The sequence below is a fragment of the Erythrobacter sp. HKB08 genome (assembly GCF_004114695.1).
GTDB lineage: Bacteria > Pseudomonadota > Alphaproteobacteria > Sphingomonadales > Sphingomonadaceae > Parerythrobacter_A.
Map to the genome: position 1 here is coordinate 1037501 of NZ_CP035310.1, position 26465 is coordinate 1063965.

Sequence of the window (26465 nt, forward strand, 5' to 3'; positions counted from 1 at the left end):
GGCTGCGACTTCCTCGGTGGCGCGACTGGTCTGTGCGGCCAGCTCCTTCACTTCCGATGCGACCACCGCGAACCCGCGTCCCGCCTCGCCGCCGCGAGCCGCCTCGATCGAGGCGTTGAGGGCGAGCAGGTTGGTGCGCTTGGCGATCGACTGGATCAGCTCGACGATGTCGCCAACCTGCACTGCGGAATCGGACAGGGCGGAGATTGCCGTGTCGGCCTTCTCGGCGGATTCCGATGCCTTGCGGGCCAGTTCTGCCGAAGAGGCCGCCTGGCGGCTGATTTCGCCGATCGACATGGCGAACTCGTCGCTCGCCGCAGCGGCCGCCGTAACGCCCGAGGAAGCTTCGTTCATCGATTCGACGACCTTGGTTGCCTGGCTGGTCGACTGGTCGGCTGCGCTCGCCATCGAGCTAGCGGTGGTCTGGAGCTGGGTCGAAGCGGCCGCGACACCGCCGACGATCTCGCCGACCTGCTTTTCGAACCGGTCGGCCACGTCGGCAAGCATGCTCGCTTCGCGGCGGCGCAGTTCATCGCGCTCGCGCTCGCGCTCTTCATGCTCGCGCATTTCGGCCTCGGCGCGCTCGGCGCGTTCCTTGGCCCATTTCTCGAGGCGGATGTTGGCGCGCTTGAACAGGGCGATCGCGCGAAGCATTTCGCCGATCTCGTCCTTGCGGTCCTCGCCTTCGATCTCGAAGTGGCGATCGCCCTTGGTGAGGCGGATCATGCCGTCGGTAATTTCGCCGATCTTGCCGACGAAATCGCGCGACAGGTAGCGCAGGCCCAGAGCCAGTACGAGGCCGGCGAGAATGGTCAGCACGATGATCAGTGAGATCATGTTGAAGAAGTTCGCCATCCCGCTGCGTTCCATCTCGACGCCTTGCGCGACGAGATCGGATTCCAGCGTGGCGACATCGGCGACGATCGCATCGCCGATTTCGGAAAGCTCATAGGCGAGGGCAGTGCTGCGCGGGCCCTGGCCTTCGCGTTCGAGACTGGTGCGAAGTTCGTCGAACTTGGTCTCGTAGGAGCGCAGGTCGCCCTTCATTTCGGCGACGCCCGGGGCCAGTGCGGGAACCTGCGTTTTCACGACAGTCTCGATCCCGTCGAGTTCGCTTTCGGCGAGCGCATGGGCTTCGCGCCACTTGTCGATCGAGGAGGTTTCGCCGCCGAAGATGAAGCGAACCGCGTAGAAGCGCATTTCGCCCGTGGTGCTGCGAAGGTCGGCCGAGGCGAGGGTTGCCCGCTGGACGTCCGCCGCTGCCATGTAGCGCCCGTAAACATCGGACAGCCCGAAGCCGAGCACCAGTGCCATCGCGACGATCACGCTAAGAAACAGGGCGAACAGCGTGCGGATCTTCTTCGCCAGCGGCATGTCGCGCAGCCACGCTTTCACATCGAAGCGCTTCGCCTGTTCCTCGCGCCCGTCGAGCGCCAGGGCTTCGGCCGTCTCGGCCTGCAATTCGCCAACAATGTCCTGTACGGCAACCATTATGCTCTCTTCCCTCTGACCTGGGCGCGCGCTGCCTCTTCGGGCAGCATGGCGCCAAGATGCTGTGTAATCTGGTCTTTCGGCATGGCCTTGAAGTAGAGCCACCCCTGGATCTGGTCGCAGCCGGCGGCGCGCACGAGGTCGGCTTGCGCCTCGGTTTCCACGCCCTCTGCGGTGACGTTCATCTTGAGTGCCTGCGCCATCGAAATGCTCGACAGCATCATCGCGCGCGAACCTTCGTCATCGGCGGAATCGACCACCAGCGAGCGGTCGAGCTTCAGCTTCTCGAAGCGGAACTGGCGCAGGAAACCGATCGAGGCATAGCCCGTGCCGAAATCGTCGAGAACGACGTTCACGCCGAAGCCGCGGATGATATCGAGGCTGCGCTCGGCGACGACGGGGTCGAGGACGAGGCAGGTCTCGGTGATTTCGAGCTCGAGCCGTTCGGCCGGAAATCCGGTTTCCTCGAGGATCTGGCCGAGCTGGATCGGGAATTCCGGGTTGCGCAGCTGTGCGGCCGAAATGTTGACCGACAATTTGATCCCGTTCCAGTCGAGCGCATCGCGGCAGCTTTCGCGCAGCACGAACAGGCCGATCGCGTTGATCAGTCCCGATTCCTCGGCGATCGGAATGAAGACATTGGGGCCGACGACGCGGCCGTCCGGCCGGTTCCAGCGCACCAGCGATTCCACGGCGACGACTGCCTGGCTGCGGGCATCAACCAAAGGCTGGTAGTGTACTTCGAGCTCATCGTTGAGCAGCGCGCGGCGCAGGTCCTCGTCGATCTCGCGGATCGCTTCGAGGTTGCGGTCGAATTCCGCCTTGAACCAGGTGCAGCGCATCTTGCCGCCGCGCTTGGAGGCATACATCGCGACATCTGCGCGGCGCAGGAGTTCGGAGGAATCGAGCTTGTCGCCGGCAGCGCAATGCGACAGGCCGACGCTCGCGCCCACGCCGATGCGGCGATCCTCGATCGCGATCGGCTGTCCGAGGCGATCGAGCAGCGAACGCGATACGCCTTCGAGGAGCGTGGTGCTGAGCTGGCCCGACATGCAGATGGCGAACTCGTCGCCGCCGAGGCGGTAGGGCCGGGCTTCCTCGCCGCATACGTCTAGCAGGACCTTGGACGCTTCCTTGATCAGCTTGTCGCCGACCGCGTGACCGTAGAGGTCGTTGACCATCTTGAAGCCGTCGAGGTCGATCAGTGCGACCGAGACTTCCTCGCCGCCGGCAAGGTGCGAGCGCACGTCGGTGTGCAGCGCGCGCCGGTTCGGCAGCAGCGAAAGGCTGTCGGTAAGGCCGAGATGTTCGAGGTCGGAAATGCCGCGCATGCCGATCTTGCACAGCAGGGCCGCCGAGGCGGAGTAGAGCGCGATACCGCCGACGATCATCGAAATAGCGGTCGAACGCTCGATATCGCTGGTCAGCAGGACGGCGGTGACAGTGCCGAAAATAACGCTGAGGACGACAAGCGGCGCGAGCACGAGCATTCGCGGAGAAGTGCTGAATTTTCGCAGCGTCGCTTGCATCTGTGGACCCCCGGAGCGCGCCCACCAAGGCGCTTCGAAACGTGCTAGCGCGGCAAGGCTAAAGAACGGTTAATTCGAGGTTTACCGGCGCGCCTACAGGCGACCCTTGCCGGCAGTGGCGAACTGGGCACGCCAGCTCTCCGCATCAGGCAGGGTCGGCGTCGATCTCACGTAGAGCCCCTGGTTGCCCTCGACCGGCTTGAACTGGTCGGTCCGTCCCTGCGCCGTCTCACCCGCGCCGAGCATCAGCCAGCCATCGGGGCGGATCGATTCCGCCAGCCGGTCGAATGCCAGTGCGCGGCGTTCGGGATCGAAATAGAGCAGCACGTTACGGCACAGTACGAGGTCGAAGCGCTCGCGGATTTCCGCCGGATCGAGCAGGTTGCGCACCTTGTAGTGCACCATCGTCTTGAGCGCCGGCTTGGCCTTCCAGCCATTCTCGGTCTCTTCGAAATAGGACAGCATCTGCCCGACCCCGAGGCCGCGCTGGATCTCGAACTGCGAATAGCGCGCCTCGCGGGCAGTGCTGATCGCGCGTTCGGAAATGTCGGTGCCGACGATGTCGATCGTCCAGTCCTTCCACAGACCCGGCTGATCCTGGATCATCATCGCCAGCGACAGTGCTTCCTGCCCGGTTGAGCACCCGGCCGACCATATCGCGATGCGCTTGCTATCGGCCCGTTTGCGGGCGAGCGCAGGAAGCACCTGGCGAGCGAGCAGGTCGAACATGACGCGGTCGCGGAAGAAGTAGGTTTCGTTGTTGAGCAGCGCCTCGACGACACGCTGGGCGAGCCGTTCGGAACCGGGCGCGGCGAGCAGGCAGACGAGCTGGTCGACATTGCTGATGCCATGTTCGCGAAACAGCCCGGCGAGCGCGGTGTCCACGCGCCAGCGGCGGTTTTCGCTCATATGTTGACCGGTACGTGCTTCGAGCAGCTCTGCGATGATGCGATGCGAAGCACTGGTCATTTCCACGCCTCCGCATCCAAGCTTGCCGCGGCGCGCAATGCCAGCTTGTCCGGCGGCAATATCGCGGTAGCGAGCCCGCGTTCGGCAACGGCGCGGGGCATCCCCCACACGGCGGATGTCTCTTCGTCCTGGGCAAGGACCGTGCCGCCTGCATCGACCAGGTCCTGCGCGCCGATCGCCCCGTCGCGGCCCATGCCGGACAGGATGACGGCGAGCGCCCGGCCTTCGAAAACCGTGGCGAGGCTGGTCAGCATGGGATCGACCGAGGGAGTACAACCGCTCGGCATCGGGCCCTGCGTGATGGCAGCGGTCAGGCGACCGGCGCGCTGGACGAGCGAAAGATGGCCCGTGCCCGGCGCGACATAGATGTGGTTCGGCCTGATCTCCATGCCGCTCTCGGCGACGAGCGTGTTGCGCTTCGAAGCTGTCTGGAGCTGGCTCGCGAAGACCGGGATGAAAGAAGAAGGGAGGTGCTGCGTGACCAGGATCGGTGCGTCGAGCCCCTGCGGCAGCGTGCGCACGAATTCGTTCAGCGCATGAATGCCGCCGGTTGAAGCGCCGATGCCGATGATGGCCGGTCGCTTGAGCGTCTTGCGCGGCCGCTGCTGGGCGAGCGGCGGACGGCTCGAGGCATCGTGCGGCTTTGCCGACTGGCCGAGCGCGCGCACTTTCGCGACGAGAGCCTCGCCGAAGCCCTTGGCGAATTCACCCGCCTGCGGCTTGGGCATGGTATCGGCGGCGCCCATCGAAAGGGCCTGCAGCGTCGATTCCGCGCCTGCAGTCGTCAGCGAGGAGACGACCAGCACCTTGATCTGCGGGGATGCGCCGAGCAGCGCAGGAAGGGCCTTCATCCCTCCCATGCCCGGCATTTCGAGATCGAGCAGCACGACATGCGGCCGCGCATCGTCCAGCTCGGCGAGCGCGAGTTCCGCGCTCGAAGCCTTGCCGACGACTTCGATGTCGTGTTCGGCATCGAGGATACGCGAGAGGATCGAGCGGACCGTCAACGAATCGTCGACGACCATCACCCGCGTCTTGCGCGATGCCCTTGCGCCCGGTGGCGCTGCTATTCTTGTCGCCACGCCCATCGACCTTGGCTTTACGCCATGCCGACGAGCTGGAGCTTGATCTGTAGCGTTTCGTGATCGAACGGCTTCATGACGTATTCGTCGGCCCCTGCGCTGATCGCTTCGCGAATGTGCGCGATATCGTTTTCCGTGGTGCAGAAGACGACCTTGGGCTTGTCGCCGCCCGGCTGCTGGCGCAGCTGGGTGATGAATTCGATGCCGGTCATGACGGGCATGTTCCAGTCGAGCAGGACCACGTCGGGCATGCCCGCCTGGCACTTCTCGAGGCCTTCCTTGCCGTGTTCCGCCTCGTCGACTTCGAAGCCGAGCGTTTCGAGGATGTGTCGCGAAACTTTCCGGATGACCCGGGAGTCGTCGACGATAAGACAGCTCTTCATCATTACTTCCTTCCAATGCGTCGACTAGCGCGACCCAGTAACCAACAGCTTAAGCGGCCTGCTTTTGCAGTCCCGCCACAAGTGCTTCGACATCGAGAATGAGCAGCGGACCGCTCTCGCTCTCGATCATTCCGCGTCCGACACGCTGCCAGCCCGGGCCGTAGTCGCCCGGTACCGGTTGCATTTCGGAGCGCGATTCGAGGACGTCGTCGACCAGGTCGACGCGTAGTGCGTAAAGGTGCCCGCCGACCGACACGACCGGCGCGCGTTCGCCGCAGGTCTCGCTTTGCGCCAGGCCGAGCGCGGCGCGGCAGTCGATCACGGTGAGCGACTGGCTGCGCATGGCGGCAAGCCCTGCGACATGCGCCGGGGCGCGCGGCACCGGATAAATATCCTCCAATTCGATGACCGATTCCACGTGGCCCGCCGGGATTGCGGCCAGCCGGTCGTCGATGCGGATCACGACATAGAGCAGGCTCATGCGATCTTCTCCTGGCTGACACGGGCGAGCGCTTCGATCAGTGCGGCCCGGTCGTAGCGATAGACGCCGTTGTCGTTGCGCGCGGCTTCGGCCGGATCGGCGAATACGCGCAGCGACGGGATGGCCGGGTCGGCCTGAGCGTCATCGCCGGCGATGATTGCGAAGCTAGCGGCTTCCTCGTCGCTGTCGGCGATGGCGTAGCCGGCGGATTCGACCAGCGGGCGGAGCATGCGCTGCGTCCATTCGTCGTCGCCATAGATGCGGCAAACGGCGCGCTCTTCGGCGTTGCCACTGCGGGCATGGCCGGCAAACAGCCTGAATGCGTCGAGCACGCGGACCGGAGCCCCGCGGTCGAGCACGATGCCTTCGAGAGTGACATCCTCGGGTGCCGGATCGATAGCGCCCAGGACTTCAATCGTCTCGTCGAGCTCGGCTGCGGCATGGCAGACTTCGGTATCGCCGTCCGACAGGCGGAGCAGCTTGACCTGCTCGCCGCAATCGGCATTCGCACCAAGGCCCGAAAGCGGGAAAATTTTCTCGCCGATGACCACGCGCGCCTGTCCGTCACCATGGTCGATAGCCTCGACCGGAACCTGGTCGATCCGGCTCACCAGTTCCATCGCAACGGCATAGCGGCGGCCGTCGAAACCGACGAAAGTCATTAGCTTGCGACCGACTTCGCTGCGGACCGTGGTCTGGCGCGTTTCGGAAGCGATGCGGCGCGAACGCAGCTGGCTGACGAGCCCGCTGCGCTGGGCGATCGCGGGAATGTCGAGCATCAGGACCGGGCGCCCGTCATCGAGCAGGGTAGTGCCTGCGTAGAGGCCGGTTTTCATCACCGACGGGGCGAGCGGTTTGACGACGAGGTCTTCCTGGTCGTGGATCGCATCGACCGCCATCGCGAAAAGGTCGTTTGCCCCCATGCGCAGCAGGACGAGTTTCTTGGTCGCATCGGGCGCTTCATCGCCCGTCGCCAGCACGCCAGCTAGCGTCAGGCAGGGGATGCGGCGACCGCGGAAGGTCATGAGGTGGGTGTCGCCGACGCGCGAGAATTCGATTGTCTTGGTCGTGCTGTGGGCGATTTCCTCGACATAGGACTGCGGGATCGCGAACCGCTGGCCGGAAACGCTGACGGTCAGCGCGGAAATGATGCTGAGCGTGAGCGGGATCTGCAGGTCGAACTGGGTGCCGTGGCCCGGATTGGTCGTCACGCTGATCGAGCCGCCGACCTTTTCGAGATTGGCGCGCACCACGTCCATGCCGACACCGCGGCCCGAGATCGAGCTCACTTCCTCGGCCGTCGAAAGGCCAGGTTCGAAGATCAGGTCGACCAGTTCCTCTTCCGACAGCTTGGCAAGCTCGGCTTCGGAAAGAAGGCCGTTCTTGACCGCCTTCGCGCCGATCTTCTCGGCATTTAGGCCTGCACCGTCGTCCGAAATGGTCATGGTGATGCGATTGCCCGACTGGCGGGCCGAGATGCTGAGCAGGCCGATTTCGCGCTTGCCGGCGGCCATGCGTACAGCCGGGGTCTCGATGCCGTGGTCGACTGCATTGCGGATGATATGCGTGATCGGATCGCGCATCATTTCGATCATCTCGCGATCGAGTTCGACATCGCCGCCGTCGAGATCGACCATCACCTGCTTGCCGAGTTCTGCGGAGAGGTCGCGCACTAGGCGGGGCAGGGCGTTGTAGAGGTTCTCGATGCGCTGCATGCGCATCTTGGTGACGGCTTCGCGCACGTCGGTGAGGATGCCGCTGAGGCGCTCGAACGGACCGTCGAGGGTCGGCTCCGCGCCGCTTTCGCGCAGGCGCCGGGCAAGGTCGTTGCGTGCCAGGACCATGTCCGAAACGCCGCTCATTACGCGGTCGAGCAGTTCGACCGGCAGGCGGATGGAGCGCAGGTTCGCCTGGCTGTTGCTGCCCGACGTCTTGGTCGCGGCGGCGTTTGCTGCCTGCATGGCCGCGCATTCGCCAGTGTCGGATGCATCGGGCTCGAGCGCGCCGATGAGGTATTCGTCGCCGCCTTCGGGAAGCTCTTTCCCGTTCTCGATGGCATCGACCATATGCGTGATGCGATCGATAATCGCGAGGACGGCGTTGACGAGGCGGCTATCCGCGCTGCGGCGTCCCGCCCGCACTTCGGCGAGTGCGCCTTCGGCAGCGTGGCTGAGCTTTTCAAGGCGCGGGAAGTCGAAGAAGCCGCAATTGCCCTTAACCGTATGGACGAAGCGGAAAATCGCATCGAGGCGTGCGCGGTCGGACGGCTCCGCCTCCCACGCGACTATCTCGCCTTCGATAGCTTCCAGCATTTCGCGCGTCTCCGCGACGAAATCGGCCAGCAGGTCGTCCATTGATGCACCCCCAAGAATTGCAGAGTGCTGTATGGACAAGGATGGTTAACGAACCGTCACTTCTCCGGCGCTTTGCGCCACAGGATGCGCCAGACGACCAGAATTGCGACCAGCCCGCCCAGGAGATTGGCTGCGAGTTCAGCCGCATAAATCGCTGAGGAGCCCCAATCTTTCCGCAGGAACCACGCGATCGGCAGCATGACGGCGAAGACGCGCGCGAAGCTCTGGCCGAGGGCCCATGCGGCCTTGTCGACCGCGTTCAAAATGCCGTTGCCGACGATCAGCAGGCCGTAGCCCGCATAACCCCAGGCAGCGATGCTGAGGTAGAGTGCGAACTCGTCGATCACCTCGGGGTCTTCGGTGAAGAAATCGGCGAACCACTCGCCGGCTGCGAACAGGATGATCGCGATGGCGATCCCGTAGCCGATACAGAACAGGCCCGCTCCGAAAGCGGCTTTGCGTGCGCGGTCGTGCTGCTTCGCCCCCCAGTTCTGGCCGACTATCGCGCCGATTGCGCCCGACAGGGCGAGCAGGGGCACGACCGCAAAGCTCTGCAAGCGACCCGCGGCACCGAAACCTGCGACCGCTGCCTGCCCCTCGATCGCCACGAGCGCGGTCAGCACCGACAGGCCGATCGGATTGATTGCGTTCGAGAATGCCGCCGGGACCGCGACGCGCAGAATCGCCTTCATCGGATCGACGATGGAGCACTTGCGCAGCAACGAAGGATGAAGCGGGATCGCGGCCTTGCCGATCAGGAACAGGCCGAAACCGATGCCCAGCGCCCAGCCGATCAGCGTCGCATAGGCTGCACCCACGATGCCGAACCCCTCGAAGCCGAAAGCGCCGGTGATCAGTATCGGGTCGAGCACCCAGTTGGCCGCTGCGTAGCAGATCGAAATATAGGAGGTCTTACGCGCCTCGCCCTGACCGCGGAGCACGCCGTTGATACCCATGATCGCAAGCAACAGCGGGAAGCCCAGCGCATAGGGCTGCATGTAGGTTCGGATGTAGGGCAGGAGGCTTTCCTGCGCGTTCATCAGCCGGAACAGAGGATCGAGCAGCAGGTAGAGCAGCAGCCCCAGCGTAACGCCGACGCCCAGCGCGAAGGCGAAACCGAAATTGGCCCGCCGGGCCGCCTTCTCGTCGTCACCTTCGCCAAGTGCCCGCGCGACGACCGAGTTGATCCCGACCATCACGCCGACGCCGAGGCTGGAAAGGGCAACGCTGATCGGGAAGATGAAGCTGATCGCGGCGAGTTGCTCGCTACCGAGCTGGCCGATGAAATAGGCGTCGACCAGCCCGATCGACATGATCGCGGCGACCCCGATAATCATCGGCGCGGTCTGGCCGACCAGGTGGCCGTAGATGCTACCGCGCGTAAGCTTGGCGTTCTCGCTCATTGCGAGCGGCGCTAGCGGGGGCAACACGCGGGGGAAAGCGAAAAGCTCTTCGCTTGCCCGATCTTGTGAAGCGCAGGCCGATCGTGCGAAGGGTGGACCACTCGCGAGGAAAAGGCGCAATCATGCCGCGCATGACGGTCAACGGGCAGCCGCTCGAATTCGAAATGGATCCGGATACCCCGCTGCTGTGGGCGCTGCGCGATGCGGCCAATCTCACCGGCACGAAATACGGCTGCGGGACCGGCGATTGCGGGTCCTGCATGGTGATCGTCGACGGGACGGCCTTGCGCAGCTGCCTCATCACCATTGCCGAGGCCGAGGGGCGCTTCGTCACCACGATCGAGGGGCTGGCGCGCGATCGTTCGCACCCGGTGCAGCAGGCCATGGTGGCCGAGCAGGCTATCCAGTGCGGCTTCTGTACGCCGGGCATCGTGATGGCGGCAGCCGCGCTCATCGCGCGCAATGCCGAGCCGAGCGAAGCGGAAATCCGCGCGGCGATCCCGAACCTGTGCCGCTGCGGCGTCTATCCACGCCTCGTGCGGGCAATCCAGCGGGCAGGGCGCGTCGCCCGCCGGCAGGAGCGCATCAGCGCCGCGCCAGCGCCGGGTATCAGCGCAGAGGACGCTGCGCGCGAAGTCCCCGCTTTCCGGACGCCGGAGCGAGCGGGTAGCGGGGACCGCGAAGACTAGAGCGAGATACGCACGCCGACGCGGGCACTCAGCGGGGCGCCCGGCTGGATGTTGTTGTCGCCGTGCGCGCTCGGATAGTAATCCTCGTCGAACAGGTTCTCGACATTCAGCTGCAGGCTCACGCGGTCGCTGACCTCGTAGTAAGCCGCGACATCGACGCGCCAGTAGTCCGGCAGCACGACATTGCCGCTGAAGCTCGCGAACTGCTGCGACTGGTGGATCGCGCCGAAGCCGAGGCCGAAGCGGTCGGTCACGTCGAAGTGGTTCCACGCGCTCACCTGGTGCTTCGGCAGCTGCTGCAGGCGGGTGCCGGCAGCCGCGAAGTCGCTCGTCGTGGTGATCTCGCCGTCGAGATAGGTGTAGCCGAGGCTCGCTTCCCAACCGGGAAGAACTTCGCCCACCAGGCTCGCTTCGAAACCTTCGACCCGGCTCTCGCCGACCTGCACGGTCAGGCCGGTATTGGCCGGATCGGGCGCGGTGGTGTTGGTCCGGTCGAGGCGGAAGAGCGCGGCGGTCAGGAACAGGTCGGGCTTGACCAGCCACTTCGCGCCGATTTCGTAATTGGTGAACTTCTCCGGCTCGAAATCGGCATCGCCTGCGCCGAGGATCAGGAACTGGTCGCCCGCCTGCGGCAGGAAGCTTTCCGAATAGCTGGCGTAGAACGACAGGCGGTCGGTCGGCTTGACGACGAGGCCGAAGCGCGGGCTCCACATCTCGTCGACGCGGTCGGCGTCATTGGTGCCGACGAGGTCCTGCGTGTCGAGGTCGAAACGTTCCCAGCGCAGGCCCGCGATGAACTCGACATGGTCGCCGATCTCGATCTGGTCCTGGATGTAGCCGGACAGCACCGACAGTTCGCTCTGCCGCTCGCGCGAGAGGCCGGTGACGGTCACGGTCGGGTAGAGGATGGTTTCCTGGAGAGCGACCGTGTCGTTGCTCAGCGCGATGCCGAAGCGGCCGTTGTTGGTGCTCTGGTCGAGCGCCTCGATCCCGGCGAGGATCGTGTGGTCGATGGCTCCGGTTTCGACGTTCCAGACGAGGTTCGCCTGGCCGATCAGGTTCTCGCGCTTGGTGAAGTCGCGGTAGCCGCCAAGCGATACGTCCACACCGTCGGTGCCGCGCGGCAGGATGTTGGAATAGATCTTGTCGTAATTCGCATACTGGACCGAGGCATTGGCGCTCAGCGCTTCGGAGAATTCGTGATCGATGCGGGCGCGGGCGATGTGCACCTCTGCGCTCGCTTCGTTGAAGCCGGGTACCCCGAAGAAAGTCGTGTCGAAGCCGCGCAGCGGCTCGCCGTTGAAGCTCGGCACGCCGCGATCGGTTACGCGCCAGTCGTCGTCATAGGTGTAGTGGAGCGACAGGCGGGTCTGGGGCGAAAGGTCGGCGGTGAGGGTCGGCGAAATGCCGATGAAGCGGCCTTCGTATTCCTGCCGGTCGTTGTCGAATTCCTCGTAGGTCGCAGCGATACGGCCCGCGACATTCGCGCCGAGCGGCTGGTTGACGTCGGCGGTGAGGGCGAAGGCGCCGAAGCTGTCGACCATCGCATCGAATTCGGCGAAGCGCTCGAGCGGGTCGGCCTTCTTGCTGACGCGGTTGACCACGCCGCCACCGCCGCCGCGACCGAAGATCAGTGCGTTCGCGCCCTTGAGCACCTCGATACGCGAGACATTGTAGAGCGAGCGGTAATACTGCGCATCGTCGCGCAGGCCGTCGAGATAGAAGTCGGCGGTGGTTTCCTGGCCGCGGATGAACACTTCGTCGCGGTGGCCTTCGCCCGTTTCGAGGCTGACGCCCGGGACATAGCGCAGAGCATCGCCGAGTTGGGTGATCGCCTGGTCGTCCAGCTGGTCTTCGGTGATGACCGCGATGGTCTGCGGCACTTCGATCAGCGGGGTCGGCGTCTTGGTGCCGGTGCTGCCATCGTCCGTCTTGTAGCCATCCTTCGCGCCGACCACGACGATCGCCCCGGGCAGGTAGTCGCGGTCGAGGTCCGCGTCGGCACCGGCAGTCTCGGCGGAAGCGATCCCCGGCACAGCCAGCGCGACAGCGCTTGCGGAAAGGGCTAGGGAGGCGGCGAATCGGTTCATAGAAGCACTTTCTTGCGAATGATTATCAATTGCTGGAACCGCGCTATTGCGAATTATTCGCATTTGCAAACACCGAATGACTACATTCGGGAAATTCAATCGATTGCGTGATATCAATCGGATTTGACGAACGGAGAAACAGGATGAACGCAACCATCTGGCACAACCCGAAATGCGGCACTTCGCGCAAGACGCTCGCGATCCTCGAGAACCTGTCCAAGGTCGACGTCGAGGTGGTCGAGTATCTCAAGAACCCGCCGAGCCGCGACAAGCTGGCGCAGCTGTTCAGGGATGCCGGGATGACGCCTCAGGAAGGCCTGCGCCTGCGCGGGACCGATGCGGAAGAGCGCGGCCTGCCGGATGCCGATGCCGACACGGTGCTCGATGCGATGGTGGCCGACCCGATCCTGATCAATCGCCCGTTGGTCGAAACCGAGAAGGGCGCACGACTATGCCGTCCGCAGGATACGGTGCTCGAAATCCTGTAAGCTAGAAGCGGCGCTCGCGCGTGGTCTCGCTATCGAGCTGCAGCGAGCGCCAGCCATGCAGCAGCACGGCTGCGCACAGGGCGATGACCATGCCGAAAGCGAGCAGCTCGGAAAAACCGTAGAGCCACACGCCGAGCGCGGGGGCGAAGACGAAAGCCGCCCCGGTGACCGAGGCGACGACGCCCGAAGCCTCGCCCTGCTCGCTGCGCTTCACGGCAAGCGATGCGCCGGCATTGAAGCCCGGCCGGAACAGGCCGAAGCCGAGCGAGGCGATGGCATAGCCGAGCGCGATCGCATGCAAATCGTCCGCCACTGCGAAAAGCACGACGCCGAGCGCCGCCAGCGCGACACCCGATAGCGTCGCCGCGCGCGGCCCCAGGTCGAAACGCGGGATCACGCCCCATTGCGCGAGCAGCGTCGCCACCGCGCCGCTCATCAGCACGATGCCCACAGGGCCCGCGCCCTCGGCTGGCGTTTCGCGCAGCCCGAGCCGATCGAGCACGAGGAAGCCCGCGATGCCGAGGATCATCGCATGGGCATGCCCGCCGAGCAGGCCCGCCATGACCCACGGGCGAAGCCGCGGCTCCCACCAGCCCATCTTGGCCGGCACGCCGCCATTGGCCGCGTCGTCTTCCTCGTCTTCGTCGTCATCGTCATGCGAGGATGCGGAGCCCGACCCGAAGGGCGCGTCATAGGTCGTGCCCTTGGCTTCGAACTTCGGCTCGTCGTTCGGGAGGCGCAGACGCAGGATGACCAGCGCGGCGACACCGAAGCCGGTGAAGGCGAGGAATGGGCCGACCAGCCCTTCCGGCGCGCTCGAAAACACCAGCAGCGGGGCGAGGGCAGGCCCGATTACCGTGCCGAGGCCGAAACTCGAGGCAATCAGCGAGAGCGACTGCGTACGCTCGGCACGTGAGGTGCGCGAGGCGACATAGGCCTGCACCGCAGGCGGCGCAGCCGAGCCGAAGCCGCCGTATAGCGCGCGGAAGATCGCGAAAAGGATAAGGGTCCACATGGCCGTGAGGATGCCGCCAAGGCCGAACCACAGAACCAGCCCGCAAAGCCCCATAGAAACTATGAAGCCGACGAGGCCGAGCGCCATCATCGCCTTGCGCCCGCGCTTGTCCGATCGCCGCGCCCAGATCGGCGCGCAGATGACCCAGAGCAGCGCCGACCAGGTGTAGGCGAGGCTGATCCACCAGTCGGCCACGTCGAGCGCCGTACCGATCGACGGCATGACCGACTGCATCGCCGTGTTGCCGGCCGCAGTGACCAGCATCACGATGAACAGCAGGATCATCCGCCCGCGCGAAATTCCGCGCTCTCCTCCCGACGGGGAAGCCTGGACCGGTGCCTGGACTGTGGATGGATCGCTTTCAGCCATGATGGAACAGGGCGCTACGCCCGCAGGGCGAGGGTTGCAATGGTCCAGCCTTTTTGCGAGGCGAGTAATGCTCGCGCAATTGCGGGCTTTTGATCGAGGAATCCGGAAACTTGTCGAATCCCAATAACATGGCGATTTCCCGCCCCCGCAGCCTGCGCAGTCGGATGACTCGCTGGTTCGGCCAGTGGGGCGTGTTTTTCCGCGGTTTCCTCGAACATCCGCGCATGGTCGGGTCGATCATCCCGTCCTCTCGCTTCACCATCGCCAAGATGCTGGAGCCGGTGAAATGGGACGAATGCAAGCTGTTCGTCGAATACGGCCCGGGTGTCGGAACCTTCTGCTACCCGGTTCTGGAAAAGATGCGCGGCGATGCCTCGCTCATCGTGATCGATACCAATCCGCTCTACGTCGACTACCTCAACCGCACGATAGCCGACAGCCGCTTTACCGCGGTCCTCGGTTCGGCCGAGAATGTCGAAGAGATCATTCGCGCCCATGGTCACGACCATGCGGATTACGTGCTTTCGGGCCTGCCGTTCTCGACCCTCCCCGAAGGGGTCGGCCCGGCGATTGCCGAAGCGACCCACAAGGTGATCCGTCCGGGCGGCGCGTTTCTCGTCTACCAGTTCTCGGCCAAGGCGCGCGATTACATGGCTAAGCACTTCAGCCACATCGAACAGGGGTTCGAGCTGTGGAACGTGCTGCCGTGCAAGCTCTTCTGGGGCTGGAAGGACGAGGCGGCCTGAGCCGCCTCACCATTTCGCTTACTCGAAAGTCTCGCTGACTTCCTCTTTGCTGCCGCCGGTAAGCTGCAGGTAGATGGCGACCATGATCGCGGCCATGATCGTCGCATAGACGGCGTTCATGACGCTCGAGACGAAGCCGTTGCCGACCATCGCGACATCGGTCCCCATCAGCGCGAAGATCAGGCCGAAGATCATCGAGATGACCGAGCTCACGACCACGTAGGCGATGATCAGCAGGAGGTAGAACAGGAAGATCATCAGGCTGTTGCCCTTGGTCGCCTGCCACGAACTGCGAAGCGCGTGGATCGGGTTCATCGTCCGCTCGATCGCGAACGCCGGGGCGGTGAGCGAGAACTTCACATAGAGGTAGACCGCGATCACCACCGCGATCAGCCCGAGGATGACCGCCAGAGCGACCGAGCCACTCGCCGCGCCGAGCGCGATCGGCAGGATGACCAGCAGGCCGAGCCCGAAGCCGATCAGCAGCTGCGCGGCAAAGAACGGCACGAACATTTTCGCGCCGGCTGCGAGCGCCTGCCCGAGCGTCGGGCGGCTCTTGTCGGACAGCAAGGCCATCAGGCCGAGCGTCCCGATCCCCTGCGCAACCGCGATGAGGATGAAGACCCACCAGTAGGACAGGTAGAAGTCCTTGAGGATTTCCATCAGCTTTTCCGGTTCCGGCTGCGCGCTGCCGCTTTGCAGCGCGGCCATTTCCGCCGGCAGGAACAGCATGAGGGCGAAGTAGGGCAGGAAGAAGAATACCCCCGCGACCACTGCGACCACTTCCTTGTTGGCTGCCAGCTTGGCAACCGCATCGTTCCAGGCGAGCCCCATGTCGAGCTTCATCGCGTCATTCCCCTCACGCATTGCAATTGGGACTTGATAAGCGGCGAAGGGGTCGCCACGCAATTGCAATGTCTGCGAATTCCCCATTCCCGGCCCCGGAAATCCGGTGCGAGAGCGCGCAGGTGCCTTATCGCGAGGCGCTGGCCGCGATGGAGGAGCGCAACCAGGCAATCCAGACGGGCGAAGCGAGCGAGCTGATCTGGCTGCTCGAACATCCGCCGGTCTATACCGCCGGGACCAGCTCGGCCGACGATGAACTGCTCGATCCGCGTTTCGAGGTGGTCGAGGCGGGGCGCGGCGGGCGCTATACCTATCACGGGCCGGGCCAGCGGGTCGGCTACGTCCTGCTCAACCTCGGCGAGCGCAATAAGGACGTGCGGCGCTTCGTCCATTGCATCGAAGGCTGGGTAATCGACACGCTCGGCGATTTCGGCGTGAGGAGCTGGCGGGCAGAGGGGCGCGTCGGCATCTGGACCAGCGATCCGCAGGGCCGCGAAGCGAAGATCGGTGCGATCGGCGTGCGTGTGCGCCGCTGGGTGACGATGCACGGCTTCTCGGTCAATCTCGCGCCCGACCTGTCGCACTTCACGGGGATCGTGCCCTGCGGGATCGAGGAATTCGGCGTGACCAGCCTCGAGCAACTGGGTATCGAATGCAGCAACGAACAATGGGACGCGGCTCTGCTGGCGCGTCTCGACGAATTTCTCGAGAAGGTAGGCGAGCCATGCGGAGCGCGAAGTTGAAATCCTACGCCGTGATCCTTGCAGCGGGCGTGCTGCTGGCATCTTGCGGCGACAGCGCGAACGACGCGGTCAGTGCAGAGGGGTCCGGCGCGCAGGGCGAAGTGCTCGAAGGCTCGATCAGCGATGACATGCTTGCGCTCGACCAGGTGAAATCGCAATCGCCGCGCATGAAACCCGAACCTGGCGAAGGCGGGAACGATAGCGCTACCGCGTCGGACGGCGACGGCGAAGCGGACGGTGAAGGCGAAAGCGAAGCTGCCGACGAGCCCGCCGAAGCGGCGCAGGACGACGACGCTTCCGAAGAATAAGGCGTTAGCCGAGCTTGCGGATCGACGGCGCGGCCGGTTCCTCTTCGGGTTCCTCTTCAATCGGAGCAAGCTCCGCCTTGGGTGTCGCCTTGCTGGCGAACAGGCCGAGCAGCGCTTCGGCTTCGGCGCGTTCGGCGGCCGATAGCGAATAGGCTTCGTTGATCGCGGCGACCTGTGCCGGGTGCGAAGCGGCAATCCCGGTGAACCCGTCGCGCTTGGCCTTGCGCGCATCGGCGAGGCTCTGCTCGGCGTCCTTCGGGTTTTCGGTCGGCGTGTCGATGCCCATCACCCCGATCGACCGGGCGAGCATCAGCGTCATCGCGCGCACGTGGCTCAGCGCATCGGTCCAGCGCCCGTCGTCGCATTTGGTCCGCTTGGCCCCGAGGCCGCGCGCGACATTCTGCGCATTCCAGGCAAAGCCCGACAGGCGCGGCTGGCGGTCGTTGATCAGCTCGTGCAGCGTCAGCGCCGCACGCGGCGTCTCGCCCACCTGCGGAATGATCTTGGTCGTGTTGTGCTTGAGGCCCAGCTTCTGCTCGATCTCGTACAGCTCGGACGCGAGCATGCGGATCTGGTCCGTGCCGGTCGTCTTGGGCAGGATCACGCCCTCGGGCGAGCCGCGCATGATGGCCAGCAGGTCCTCACGCCACAGCGGCAGGTCGAGCGGCTTGATCCGCACCCAGCGGGCGAACGCCTTGTCGCTCACCAGCGGGTCCGTGTGCGCCTTGAGCCAGTCGGCGAGGAAGCTGCACGCCTGCTCGCTTTCCTCGCCCGGCGCGATGCTGGATACGTCGACAACGACAGCGTCGGCACCGACGCGCGGTGCCTTCGCCAGCTTGCTTGCGTTATCGCCTTCGATGAATAGCCACGATCTCATGGCTATTGCCGTAGCGGCAAAAGGCTAATTGTCCCTTACGACGGGTTTACCATTGAACGCGAAGGTCAGGCCGCGTTTTCCTCGAGCGTCGGATAGTCGATGTAGCCTTCCGGTCCCTGGCCGTACCAGCTGCGCGGCACGTCCTTGTTCTCCGCCCATTCGGCCCCTTCGCGGATGCGAACGTCGAGGTCGGGGTTTGAGATGTAAGGGCGACCGAAGCTGACTGCGTCGCAGCGGCCCGCCTCGATATCGGCGCGCGCTTCCTCGGCGGTGTAGTCGCTGTTCAGCACCAGCGGACCCTTGTAGATCTCGCGGATCATCGGGCTCTGCTTGGGTACGTCGGTCTGGCCGAACGTGCCGTCCGGGCCAGGTTCGCGCAGTTCGAGGAAGCCGAGGCCGAGATCCTGCACGACGGCAGCCGCCGCACCGAAGGTCGCCGGCGGGTTGCTGTCGTCGCAGCCTTGCGTCTCGCCATTGGGCGAGAGGCGGACGCTGACGCGGTCCGCGCCCCAGACGCCGATCAGCGCTTCGAGCACTTCGCGCAGGAAGCGGGTGCGGTTTTCGGGCGAGCCGCCGTATTCGTCGGTGCGCAGGTTGGAGCTGTCGCGCAGGAACTGGTCGACGAGGTAGCCATTCGCGCCGTGCAGCTGCACGCCGTCGAACCCGGCCTTCTTCGCGTTTTCTGCGGCATGGGCGTAGTCGGCGACCACGCGCTTGATCTCTTCGGCCGGAAGCTCGCGCGCCTGTTCGTAGTCCTTGCGGCCTTCGAACGTATGGGCATGGCCCGGCGCGGTCGTCGCGCTGGCCGAGACCGGCGGTTCGCCGCCAAGGAAATCGGGGTGCACGAGGCGGCCCATGTGCCACAGCTGCATGACGATCGCGCCGCCTTCTTCGTGCACGGCCTTGGTCGTCAGCTTCCAGCCTTCGACCTGCTCGTCGCTCCAGATGCCCGGCGCCGCCGGCCAGCCGAGACCTTCGACGCTGATGCCCGTAGCCTCGCTGATGATGAGGCCGGAGCCCGCGCGCTGGCGATAATAGGTCGCCATCATCTCGTTCGGGATCGAACCCGGCTGGGTCGAACGGCCGCGCGTGAGCGGAGCCATGAGGATGCGGTTGCGGGCGGTGATGGCGCCCAGATCGAGCGGCTGGAATAGGACATCGGTCATGGGAAATAGCTCCTGCAACAGATTGGCGGCCGTGGGCAAGAGCAAGCTTTCGCTTCGCCTCCCCCTGCGGCGGGTCTATGGGCAGGTGGGATGGAGGGGGACGAATCCAAGCGGGCCACATGGCCATTTCTGCTTGCCTTGCTGGCAGGAAATGTTGCGCTTGCGCTCGGTCCCTGGTCGGTGCGGCTGGCGGACAGCGGCCCGGTAAGCGCCGCCTTCTGGCGCCTGGCACTCGCGCTCCCGTTCCTCGCCCTGCTTGCATGGGGCACCGGGCAGAAGCTCGGCGGCATTCCGAGAAAGACGCTGATGCTGGTCGCGCTCGGCTCGGTCGCATTCGCGCTCGACCTGTCGAGCTGGCACATCGGGATCGAGCGCACCCGCCTCGGCAATGCGACGCTGTTCGGCAATGCGGGCAGCATCGTGCTGCTGTTCTGGGGTTTCATCCTCGCACGCATTTTGCCGCGCGGGCTCGACTTGCTGGCGATCGTCTCGGCGCTTGCAGGCGCTGCCATCCTGATGGGCCGCAGCCTGGAGATCAGCACCGGCACGCTGATCGGCGATTTCTTCTGCCTTGCAGCCGGATTGTTCTACGCGGTCTACCTGCTCACCCTGCAGGATGCGCGCAAGGAAATCGGCGCGTGGAGCTTGCTGGTGTGGGTGAGCATATTCGCCTGTCCCGTCCTGCTGATCCTCGCGACGATCAATGGCGAGCCGATCTGGCCGACCGACTGGACGCCGCTGATCGTGCTCTCGTTCCTCAGCCAGCTGGTCGGGCAGGGGCTGCTGGTCTTCTCCCTCAGGCACTTCCCGCCGCTGGTTATCGGCTTGGCGCTGCTCACGCAGCCGGCAGTCGCGGCGCTATACGGCTACTGGATCTTCGGCGAGGTGCTGCTGCCGCTCGATATCTTCGGGATGATGCTGCTCGGCGGCGCGCTGGTGATCGCGCGGATGGGACAGGCACGCAATCCGGCTCCTGCCCTCGCGAAGGACTAGTCCGCAGTTGCGTCGTCCCAGAAGTTCCGGTCGAACCGGCCGGACTGTGCCTCGAACCGGGCGAGGTCCGGGCCGACTAGGATTTCGCGCGCCTGCTCGGCCAGCAGACGTCCTTCTTCGCGCAGCATGCGCTGGCGGCGCTCGTCCCTGATGGGGAGCGCTGCATGGGCGATCGTGTCGAGCATGACCTCGGCCGCGATGGGCGAGCTTGCCACCGCGCTGCGGATCGAGCCGAAACCGCGCTTGAGATAATGTTCGAAATTGTCCGGCAGCGGGATGACCGGGCACTCCTCGTCTTCCTTGCCGCAGATATCCTTGCGCAAGTCGCGCCGACCGATTTCAGAGGTTGCCGCGCCGAGCCAGTGAAGCGCGGTGATCGCGGTGAAGGGATCGTTGATGCCCGGTGAAAGCGCGCGCAGCCCGATCTCTACCAGCTCATCGATGAGGAACTGCGGGTCCTGCTCCGGGGTGCGCGTCGGGCCGAGGGTGAAGCACTGGCGCACCCGGTCCTCGATATCTTCGGGCTTGCAGCCTTTGATCTCCATCAGCGGCAAATCGCGGTGGACGAAATCGCCGGTGCGGACCTTGAGCGAGAAAGTGCAACCGCAATTGCGGGCAGCCGTCGCCAGGTCCTCGAAGTCGATCATCTGGACATAGCCGGTGCCCCAGGCGGTCAGCGTTTCGCCTGCGACCTGCTCGCGAGCATCCGAAAACTCGTCCTCCACCGGATAGGTCTCGCGGATCGCGTCGAGCAGGCGGGTGCCGATGCCTTGCAGCACCTTGTTGATGCGGATGCTCGACGGAATGTGGTTGAGGAAGAACACCAGCACAGCGACGCAGATCGCCATCAGCGCATAGGCGACGAGGAGCGAGAGCTGCGGCACGAAGCCGGGGAGCGCCGTCGAGGCGGCCTCGGCGCCGGTGGCCGGCGTCTCGTCTTCCGCGCGCACGCTGCGCAGCACGATGAGCGCATAGACGAAGCTGCCGATGAAGGTCGCGAGGCTGAGCTGGTTGCCGCGATCCTCGAGGAAATTGGTCAGCAGGCGCGGGCCATAGTTGCCGCTGGCATAGGTCACGGCGACGAGCGTTATCGAAAAGACCGTCGATGCGACCCCGATCATGCTACCCGCCATCACGGTGAGCATGTCCGCCGCGCCCTTGGGCCGCGATGGCACGATCCAGTTCACGTCGTTGAGGAACTCGGCAAAGCCGCTGCGGTCGAGCCAGATCATCGCCAGCGCAAGCAGCGCGGCGAGAATCGAAAACAGGGCCGGATAGAACCAGTAGTTCGCGTTCAGACGCGCCCAGAACCAGCGGATTTCAGCAGTCATGCGGCTCCAACGCGCGAAACCGCGATTGAGTGCCCGTCAGACCTTGCCGAGGTCGCCCTTGCCGATCGTCCCGCTGGCCATTTCGAGCATCCGGTCGAGGCTCTGCTTGGCCTTTAGGCGCAGGCCTTCCTCGATCTCGATGCGCGGTTCGAGGTCGCGCAGGCATACGTAGAGCTTCTCGAGCGTGTTGAGCGCCATATAGGGACAGATGTTGCACGAGCAGTTGCCGTCCGCACCCGGTGCGCCGATGAAGTTCTTTTCCGGCAGCGCTTTTTCCATCTGGTGGATGATGTGCGGCTCGGTCGCCACGATCAGCGTGTCGCCCGGGAAGGTCTTGGCGAATTGCAGGATGCCGCTGGTCGAGCCGACATAATCGGCATGGTCGATGATCGTCGGCGGGCATTCCGGATGCGCCGCGATCGGAGCATCGGGATATTCTTCCTTCAGCTTGAGCAGCTCGGTCTCGCTGAAAGCCTCGTGCACGATGCACACGCCCGGCCAGAGCAGCATTTCGCGATTGAACTTGCGCGAGAGATACCCGCCGAGATGCCGGTCGGGGCCGAAGATGATCTTCTGGTCTTCCGGGATCTGCTGCAGGATCGTCTCTGCACTGGACGAGGTGACGATCACGTCCGAAAGCGCTTTCACCTCGGTCGAGCAGTTGATGTAGGTCAGCGCAATGTGGTCGGGATGCGCTTCGCGGAAAGCCTTGAACTTCTCCGGCGGGCAGGAATCCTCGAGGCTGCAGCCTGCGTCCATGTCGGGCAGGACGACGATCTTTTCCGGGCTGAGGATCTTGGCCGTTTCGGCCATGAATTTCACGCCGCAGAACGCGATCACATCGGCATCCGTCTCGGCCGCCTTGCGGCTCAGCTCGAGGCTGTCGCCGACGAAATCGGCCAGGTCCTGGATCTGCGGCTTCTGGTAGTAATGCGCCAGGATGACCGCGTTGCGCTCCTTGCGCAGCCGATTGATCTCGGCGAGCAGGTCTTCACCGGTGGGCAGGGCGGTTTCGACAGTCATTGGCGTTCCTTTCGCTTGGCGCCGACATGGCGGGCGAAAGGCCTGCGATCAAGGCAGATTTGCTGTCACACACCGAAGTCGGGCGGAACGAACGCCTCTGCCGGACGCTCGCCGCCCGGATATCCGGCGACATGGGCTGCGGTGTAATCCTGCGCCCAATCGGTGCTCGCGACGATTTCGCCGATGGCAAGCGCCGCGAAAGGCACGACCAGCGTCCACAGCCAGGCGCGGTGCACGCTGCCGTGGAGCCTCTTGTCGGCGATCATCCCGATAATCGGGAAGAGGGCGGCAGCGATGAAGACGACCGTGAAAGTATAGGGGATCGTCAATGGCAGCGGCAGCAGGCGGGCAAGGCCGGGCGAGCCGACCGTGGCCATGGCGCCGAACATCAGCCGCCGGTGCCAGTCGGTCTCGCGCCGCTTGGCAAGAGCGTAACCTGCAAGGATGGCGAAGGCCGCGATGTGGGCCAGGTTCACGAACAGGAATTCGGCCTGCCCGAAGAACGGCGGTCCGCCTAGGACGCGCAACGTGGTGAAGGTCAGCCAAACGGCCAGGATCACCATGGTCGGGATGAGCAGCAGCGAGAGCTTTCCCATGCGACGGTGGAGCGCGATATTGCCGCGGAAGATGAGCGCGTTCTGGCCGACATAGAGCGCCACCCACGACAGGAACACAAGCGCGTGGACATGGTAGAGCACCGGCCGCTCGAAACTCGAGACGCCCATCGCCGCCATCAGCGCAAAACCGCCGACCGTCGTCGCCGCCATGAGCAGCGCCATGATGAAGAAAAAGCGCGCCTCACGATGCGCGAGATCCGCGGCGCCAGCCAATGTGGCCATCAGTCGGTCTCCCCCTAACCGTTTCGTATTAGGGGGTTAGTCGAGAAACGCGGGTCCGCGCTTGGATTTTTCCGACAGGCTTACTGTGCCTCGGTCCCGTCCGAGCGGTCGTCGTCATAGGTCACCCGGACCGTGACGTCGCCGAAGCCTGCCACCTGCAGCGGGATGGCGAGGTTCTGCGCCACAGCGCTGCGGCCGGCATCGCGGGCGAGTTTCAGCAGCGAAGGGTTCGCCGCCTGCTCCATCGCCTGCTGTTCGGCCTGCCGCGTATTCGCGCGGGTGAGGCTGTCCTGCGCATCTCGGCTGATCCACACGCCTTCGCGCAGGTACTGCGCTTCGGCCTCGTCGAGATTGGGCGTGCCGATGCGAACCGGCGGCAACTGGACGGACAACACCTGCTCTTCCGCGTCCCAGTTCAGTCGCCGCTCGCTCATGCGCGACAAATCGATCGAATAATTCACCCGCGCCGGGATGACCGCGATCTGGCGGCTCTTGATCGCGCCGAACAGGCGGCTGTCCTCGCTCGATACGACAGGGGCGAGCTGGGCAGTGAACACGTTGAGGGCGTTCTGTTCCTCGAAGGCGACCAGCGAGGTCGCGATCGGGTCGCCGTCGAGCTCGCTGGGGCCGAAGGCCTTCCACGCGAGCCATGCGCACAGTGCGAACAGGAGGATGACGATCAGCCACGGAACCGCCTGTACGCGGGCGAGCGGTTTGGGCCGTTCGGCCTTGGGCACCAGCGTCTCCGCGCTGGTCTCTGCTGTCTTTACATCGTCTGCCATGTGTCCCCCGAACGAATGACGAGCCCGCGCCGTTCCAGATCGAGCAGGTGCGCCTTGACCGACATGCCCGCCGCATCCTCCAGCCGCGGGTCGAGCCCCTTGTACATGCGCGGGACCATTTCCTTGATCGCATGCGGCTGTTCGCCGAGGATGCGCATGATCTGGTTTTCGCGCTGGCGCCGATGGCCGATCATCCCGCGCACGAGCTGGCGCGGCTTTTCGATTGGTGCGCCGTGAGCCGAATAATAGACCCGATCTTCGCGCGCGTAGAGCTTCTCGAGGCTCTTCATGTAGTCGCCCATGTCGCCATCGGGCGGCACGACGACGCTGGTCGACCAGCCCATCACGTGGTCGCCGGTGAACAGCGCGCCGCTTTCCTCCAGCGCGAAACACAGGTGGTTCGACGTGTGGCCGGGCGTCGCGACAGCGCGCAGCGTCCAGCCGCGGCCGGTCATCGCCTCGCCATCCTCGAGCACGCGGTCGGGCTCGTAAGTGCGGTCGAATGGTGCGTCGGAGCGCGGGCCGTCGTCAGGAATGGCGAGCGGGGCGCAGCCGACCACCGGCGCGCTGGTTTTCTTCGCCAGCGGCTTCGCGGCAGGAGAATGATCGCGGTGCGTGTGGGTGCACATGATCGCAACCAGCCTGGCATCGCCGATAGCCTCGAGGATCGCGTCGATATGCTCGGGATCGTCCGGCCCCGGATCGATCACCGCCACTTCGTCCTCGCTACCGACGAGATAGGTCTGCGTCCCGGTGTAGGTGTAGGGCGAGGGATTGGGCGCGAGGATGCGCCGCACGAGCGGCTCGGGCTGCTCGGCCTTGCCAACGGGCCAGGGTTGGGGCGGTACTTCAACCATAGGCGTCCCCTATGAAGTTGTTTTGATTGCGCCTCAAGCGCCAGCGTTCGCATGCGCTCCTTACGCTTTCCTCGCCTGCGCGTCTTGCGGTTGGGAGGCGACCGACTAGGAAGGCGTTGGGAAACGGAGAGGATTGAATGTCCGACAAGATGTTGCTGGTGCTCGACGAGGGGACGACCTCGACCCGCGCGATGCTGTTCGGAGCGGATGGCAAGCCGCATGGCAGCGCGCAGCAGGAACTGACCCAGCATTACCCCGCGCCGGGCCGCGTCGAGCACGATCCGACGGAGATCTGGCACCGCACGCTCGCCTGCGCCCGCGAAATGGTCGCGAAAGCAGGCGGGGCCGAGAGGATCGCCGCAATCGGGATCACCAACCAGCGCGAGACGGTCGTCGCGTGGGACAGGACCACCGGCGAACCGCTGGCTCGGGCGCTCGTCTGGCAGGACCGGCGCACCGCCGATTTCTGCGACCGGCTGCGCAAGGGCGGCCACGAGCCGCGCGTGCAGGAGGAGACCGGCCTGCTGCTCGATCCCTATTTTTCCGGCACCAAGATGCGCTGGCTGGTCGAGAACGAACCGGCGGTTGCGGCAGCCGCGAAGAAGGGCACGCTCGCGCTCGGCACGATCGAAAGCTGGCTGGTCTTCAAGCTGACTGGCGGCACCTTCATCAGCGATGCCAGCAATGCGAGCCGCACGCTGCTGCTGCCGCTGGCAGGCGCGAAATTCGACGAGGGGCTGTGCGAGCTGTTCGAGGTGCCGCGTGGCGCGCTAGGCGAGGTGGTCGATACTTCGGGCAATTTCGGCGAGACGCTGAAGGAGCTGTTCGGCGCTCGCATCCCGATCTGCGGGCTGGTTGGCGACCAGCAGTCGGCGACCATCGGGCAGGGGTGCCTGACCCCGGGCGAGACCAAGGCGACTTACGGCACCGGCGCCTTCATCCTCGCCAACAAGGGGCAGGACGTGCCGCAATCCTCGCACCGCCTGCTCGGAACCGTGCTGATGCAGCAGGGCGGCGAGCGGACCTATGCGCTCGAAGGTTCGGTCTTCGTCGCGGGTAGCCTCGTCCAGTGGCTGCGGGATTCGCTCGGCCTGCTCGGCACCGCTGCGGAAACCGAGACGCTGGCCCGCTCGATCGAGACGAGCGGCGGGGTGGTCATCGTTCCTGCGCTTTCCGGCCTCGGCGCGCCGCACTGGCAGCCCGAGGCGCGCGGTGTGATCGCCGGCTTGAGCTTCAGTACGGGGAGGGCGGAAATCGCCCGTGCCGCGCTCGAGGCGATGGCGCACCAGACCTTCGACCTCGCCGAGGCCTTTGCCGCCGACGGGGCGGAGTGGACCTCGCTCAAGATCGACGGCGGGATGAGCGCCAACGACTGGATGGCGCAGGATATCGCCAACCTGCTCGGCCTGCCGGTCGAGCGGCCTGACTTCGTCGAGACGACCGCGCTCGGCGCAGCGATGCTGGCTGCGGTCGGCTGCGGGATGCATGCCGACCTGGCGAGCGCAAGCGATGCGATGCGCGGGAATGTCGGAACGTTCGCCCCCGACATGCCGGGCGAAGTGCGGGCGAGCCGCCTTGCTGCGTGGAGAAAGGCGCTTTCGGCGGCCTAGG

General features: G+C 65.0%; 25 protein-coding genes (1 of these 25 cut by a window edge). 7 read left to right on the forward strand and 18 right to left on the reverse strand.

The features are described 5' to 3' along the window. From EO245_RS04895 to EO245_RS04930, 8 genes are all read right to left on the reverse strand, one after another. Positions 1-1491, reverse strand: partial view of a methyl-accepting chemotaxis protein gene (locus EO245_RS04895; protein ID WP_234026965.1) — the 5' portion only. Its footprint begins 333 nt before the window's first position; only the first 1491 of its 1824 coding nucleotides appear in the window; its start codon is at positions 1489-1491; the stop codon falls past the left edge of the window. Then, positions 1491-2981, reverse strand: coding sequence for a bifunctional diguanylate cyclase/phosphodiesterase (locus EO245_RS04900; RefSeq protein ID WP_128891871.1), 1491 nt, complete (start codon positions 2979-2981; stop codon positions 1491-1493). Before EO245_RS04900 ends, EO245_RS04895 begins: the two co-directional genes overlap by 1 nt. Positions 2982-3113: 132 nt before the next feature. Continuing rightward, on the reverse strand, positions 3114-3989 hold the full coding sequence (locus EO245_RS04905) for a protein-glutamate O-methyltransferase CheR (RefSeq protein WP_234026966.1): 876 nt from the start codon (positions 3987-3989) through the stop codon (positions 3114-3116). Then, the gene (gene cheB / locus EO245_RS04910; protein ID WP_255416953.1) at positions 3986-5077 is read right to left on the reverse strand and encodes a chemotaxis-specific protein-glutamate methyltransferase CheB; all 1092 of its coding nucleotides are present in this window, start codon (positions 5075-5077) and stop codon (positions 3986-3988) included. The genes EO245_RS04905 and cheB overlap by 4 nt, the downstream gene beginning before the upstream one ends. A gap of 11 nt (positions 5078-5088) precedes the next feature. Continuing rightward, positions 5089-5454 carry a PleD family two-component system response regulator gene (locus EO245_RS04915; RefSeq protein ID WP_128893467.1) on the reverse strand — a complete coding sequence of 122 codons (366 nt, stop codon included), beginning with the start codon at positions 5452-5454 and terminating at the stop codon, positions 5089-5091. A gap of 49 nt (positions 5455-5503) precedes the next feature. Next, positions 5504-5935: a chemotaxis protein CheW gene (locus EO245_RS04920; protein WP_128891874.1), complete on the reverse strand. Its 432-nt coding sequence runs from the start codon at positions 5933-5935 to the stop codon at positions 5504-5506. Further along, the gene (locus EO245_RS04925) at positions 5932-8289 is read right to left on the reverse strand and encodes a chemotaxis protein CheA (protein ID WP_128891875.1); all 2358 of its coding nucleotides are present in this window, start codon (positions 8287-8289) and stop codon (positions 5932-5934) included. Before EO245_RS04925 ends, EO245_RS04920 begins: the two co-directional genes overlap by 4 nt. Before the next feature lie 56 nt (positions 8290-8345). Continuing rightward, the gene (locus EO245_RS04930) at positions 8346-9692 is read right to left on the reverse strand and encodes an MATE family efflux transporter (RefSeq protein WP_128891876.1); all 1347 of its coding nucleotides are present in this window, start codon (positions 9690-9692) and stop codon (positions 8346-8348) included. Between the two features lie 122 nt (positions 9693-9814). On the opposite strand from EO245_RS04930, the gene EO245_RS04935 reads away from it, so the two are divergent. Next, a complete protein-coding gene (locus EO245_RS04935; protein WP_128891877.1) occupies positions 9815-10381 on the forward strand; it encodes a (2Fe-2S)-binding protein in 567 nt (188 codons plus the stop codon). Here EO245_RS04935 and EO245_RS04940 read toward each other — a convergent pair. Further along, complete coding sequence (locus tag EO245_RS04940) at positions 10378-12471, reverse strand: TonB-dependent siderophore receptor (RefSeq protein ID WP_128891878.1); 2094 nt, start codon at positions 12469-12471, stop codon at positions 10378-10380. The genes EO245_RS04935 and EO245_RS04940 overlap by 4 nt on opposite strands. Before the next feature lie 143 nt (positions 12472-12614). Between EO245_RS04940 and arsC the strand changes: the two genes are divergently transcribed. Next, complete coding sequence (gene arsC, locus EO245_RS04945) at positions 12615-12959, forward strand: arsenate reductase (glutaredoxin) (RefSeq protein WP_128891879.1); 345 nt, start codon at positions 12615-12617, stop codon at positions 12957-12959. Between the two features lies 1 nt (position 12960). Here arsC and EO245_RS04950 read toward each other — a convergent pair whose 3' ends face one another. Then, a complete protein-coding gene (locus EO245_RS04950; RefSeq protein ID WP_128891880.1) occupies positions 12961-14343 on the reverse strand; it encodes an MFS transporter in 1383 nt (460 codons plus the stop codon). Positions 14344-14507: 164 nt separating this feature from the next. Between EO245_RS04950 and EO245_RS04955 the strand changes: the two genes are divergently transcribed. Beyond that, positions 14508-15089: a class I SAM-dependent methyltransferase gene (locus tag EO245_RS04955; RefSeq protein ID WP_234026967.1), complete on the forward strand. Its 582-nt coding sequence runs from the start codon at positions 14508-14510 to the stop codon at positions 15087-15089. An 18-nt stretch (positions 15090-15107) separates the two neighbouring features. Here the strand turns inward: EO245_RS04955 and EO245_RS04960 are convergent, their stop codons facing one another. Then, positions 15108-15956, reverse strand: a complete 849-nt coding sequence (locus EO245_RS04960; RefSeq protein ID WP_164931263.1) for a glycerophosphoryl diester phosphodiesterase membrane domain-containing protein — start codon at positions 15954-15956, stop codon at positions 15108-15110. 47 nt (positions 15957-16003) lie between these two features. Between EO245_RS04960 and lipB the strand changes: the two genes are divergently transcribed. Continuing rightward, a complete protein-coding gene (gene lipB, locus EO245_RS04965; RefSeq protein ID WP_128891883.1) occupies positions 16004-16678 on the forward strand; it encodes a lipoyl(octanoyl) transferase LipB in 675 nt (224 codons plus the stop codon). After that, the gene (locus EO245_RS04970; RefSeq protein ID WP_128891884.1) at positions 16675-16986 is read left to right on the forward strand and encodes a hypothetical protein; all 312 of its coding nucleotides are present in this window, start codon (positions 16675-16677) and stop codon (positions 16984-16986) included. The genes lipB and EO245_RS04970 overlap by 4 nt, the downstream gene beginning before the upstream one ends. Positions 16987-16990: 4 nt before the next feature. Here the strand turns inward: EO245_RS04970 and EO245_RS04975 are convergent, their stop codons facing one another. Beyond that, the gene (locus tag EO245_RS04975) at positions 16991-17863 is read right to left on the reverse strand and encodes a CoA ester lyase (protein WP_128891885.1); all 873 of its coding nucleotides are present in this window, start codon (positions 17861-17863) and stop codon (positions 16991-16993) included. 65 nt (positions 17864-17928) lie between these two features. Next, entirely contained in the window at positions 17929-19029 is a 1101-nt protein-coding gene (locus EO245_RS04980; protein ID WP_128891886.1) for an alkene reductase, read from the reverse strand. A gap of 138 nt (positions 19030-19167) precedes the next feature. Here EO245_RS04980 and EO245_RS04985 point away from each other — a divergent pair, with 138 nt between their 5' ends. Continuing rightward, positions 19168-20022, forward strand: coding sequence for a DMT family transporter (locus tag EO245_RS04985; protein WP_234026968.1), 855 nt, complete (start codon positions 19168-19170; stop codon positions 20020-20022). Here the strand turns inward: EO245_RS04985 and EO245_RS04990 are convergent. From EO245_RS04990 to EO245_RS05010, 5 genes are all read right to left on the reverse strand, one after another. Continuing rightward, positions 20019-21353 carry a DUF2254 domain-containing protein gene (locus EO245_RS04990; RefSeq protein WP_128891888.1) on the reverse strand — a complete coding sequence of 445 codons (1335 nt, stop codon included), beginning with the start codon at positions 21351-21353 and terminating at the stop codon, positions 20019-20021. The two genes, EO245_RS04985 and EO245_RS04990, sit on opposite strands and share 4 nt — an antisense overlap. Positions 21354-21389: 36 nt before the next feature. Beyond that, positions 21390-22376: a quinolinate synthase NadA gene (gene nadA, locus EO245_RS04995; protein ID WP_128891889.1), complete on the reverse strand. Its 987-nt coding sequence runs from the start codon at positions 22374-22376 to the stop codon at positions 21390-21392. Positions 22377-22441: 65 nt separating this feature from the next. Continuing rightward, a complete protein-coding gene (locus EO245_RS05000) occupies positions 22442-23215 on the reverse strand; it encodes a hypothetical protein (protein ID WP_128891890.1) in 774 nt (257 codons plus the stop codon). Positions 23216-23295: 80 nt separating this feature from the next. After that, positions 23296-23997, reverse strand: a complete 702-nt coding sequence (locus EO245_RS05005) for a DUF4230 domain-containing protein (RefSeq protein WP_128891891.1) — start codon at positions 23995-23997, stop codon at positions 23296-23298. Then, positions 23982-24854 carry an MBL fold metallo-hydrolase gene (locus EO245_RS05010; RefSeq protein ID WP_128891892.1) on the reverse strand — a complete coding sequence of 291 codons (873 nt, stop codon included), beginning with the start codon at positions 24852-24854 and terminating at the stop codon, positions 23982-23984. Before EO245_RS05010 ends, EO245_RS05005 begins: the two co-directional genes overlap by 16 nt. Before the next feature lie 137 nt (positions 24855-24991). Here EO245_RS05010 and EO245_RS05015 point away from each other — a divergent pair, with 137 nt between their 5' ends. Next, entirely contained in the window at positions 24992-26464 is a 1473-nt protein-coding gene (locus EO245_RS05015) for a glycerol kinase (RefSeq protein ID WP_128891893.1), read from the forward strand. Position 26465 lies beyond the last annotated feature (1 nt).

Bases quoted from the DNA above. Each gene is read 5' to 3' on its own strand.
- EO245_RS04920 (WP_128891874.1), bottom strand. From the start codon at position 5,935: ATGAGCCTGCTCTATGTCGTGATCCGCATCGACGACCGGCTGGCCGCA.
- EO245_RS04915 (WP_128893467.1), bottom strand. From the start codon at position 5,454: ATGAAGAGCTGTCTTATCGTCGACGACTCCCGGGTCATCCGGAAAGTT.
- EO245_RS04990 (WP_128891888.1), bottom strand. From the start codon at position 21,353: ATGACTGCTGAAATCCGCTGGTTCTGGGCGCGTCTGAACGCGAACTAC.
- EO245_RS04955 (WP_234026967.1), top strand. From the start codon at position 14,508: ATGACTCGCTGGTTCGGCCAGTGGGGCGTGTTTTTCCGCGGTTTCCTC.
- cheB (WP_255416953.1), bottom strand. From the start codon at position 5,077: ATGGGCGTGGCGACAAGAATAGCAGCGCCACCGGGCGCAAGGGCATCG.
- EO245_RS05000 (WP_128891890.1), bottom strand. From the start codon at position 23,215: ATGGCCACATTGGCTGGCGCCGCGGATCTCGCGCATCGTGAGGCGCGC.
- EO245_RS04905 (WP_234026966.1), bottom strand. From the start codon at position 3,989: ATGACCAGTGCTTCGCATCGCATCATCGCAGAGCTGCTCGAAGCACGT.
- EO245_RS05015 (WP_128891893.1), top strand. From the start codon at position 24,992: ATGTCCGACAAGATGTTGCTGGTGCTCGACGAGGGGACGACCTCGACC.
- EO245_RS04900 (WP_128891871.1), bottom strand. From the start codon at position 2,981: ATGCTCGTGCTCGCGCCGCTTGTCGTCCTCAGCGTTATTTTCGGCACT.
- EO245_RS04980 (WP_128891886.1), bottom strand. From the start codon at position 19,029: ATGACCGATGTCCTATTCCAGCCGCTCGATCTGGGCGCCATCACCGCC.
- EO245_RS04975 (WP_128891885.1), bottom strand. From the start codon at position 17,863: ATGAGATCGTGGCTATTCATCGAAGGCGATAACGCAAGCAAGCTGGCG.
- EO245_RS04960 (WP_164931263.1), bottom strand. From the start codon at position 15,956: ATGCGTGAGGGGAATGACGCGATGAAGCTCGACATGGGGCTCGCCTGG.
- arsC (WP_128891879.1), top strand. From the start codon at position 12,615: ATGAACGCAACCATCTGGCACAACCCGAAATGCGGCACTTCGCGCAAG.
- EO245_RS04950 (WP_128891880.1), bottom strand. From the start codon at position 14,343: ATGGCTGAAAGCGATCCATCCACAGTCCAGGCACCGGTCCAGGCTTCC.
- EO245_RS04930 (WP_128891876.1), bottom strand. From the start codon at position 9,692: ATGAGCGAGAACGCCAAGCTTACGCGCGGTAGCATCTACGGCCACCTG.
- lipB (WP_128891883.1), top strand. From the start codon at position 16,004: ATGTCTGCGAATTCCCCATTCCCGGCCCCGGAAATCCGGTGCGAGAGC.
- EO245_RS04935 (WP_128891877.1), top strand. From the start codon at position 9,815: ATGCCGCGCATGACGGTCAACGGGCAGCCGCTCGAATTCGAAATGGAT.
- EO245_RS05010 (WP_128891892.1), bottom strand. From the start codon at position 24,854: ATGGTTGAAGTACCGCCCCAACCCTGGCCCGTTGGCAAGGCCGAGCAG.
- EO245_RS05005 (WP_128891891.1), bottom strand. From the start codon at position 23,997: ATGGCAGACGATGTAAAGACAGCAGAGACCAGCGCGGAGACGCTGGTG.
- nadA (WP_128891889.1), bottom strand. From the start codon at position 22,376: ATGACTGTCGAAACCGCCCTGCCCACCGGTGAAGACCTGCTCGCCGAG.
- EO245_RS04925 (WP_128891875.1), bottom strand. From the start codon at position 8,289: ATGGACGACCTGCTGGCCGATTTCGTCGCGGAGACGCGCGAAATGCTG.
- EO245_RS04940 (WP_128891878.1), bottom strand. From the start codon at position 12,471: ATGAACCGATTCGCCGCCTCCCTAGCCCTTTCCGCAAGCGCTGTCGCG.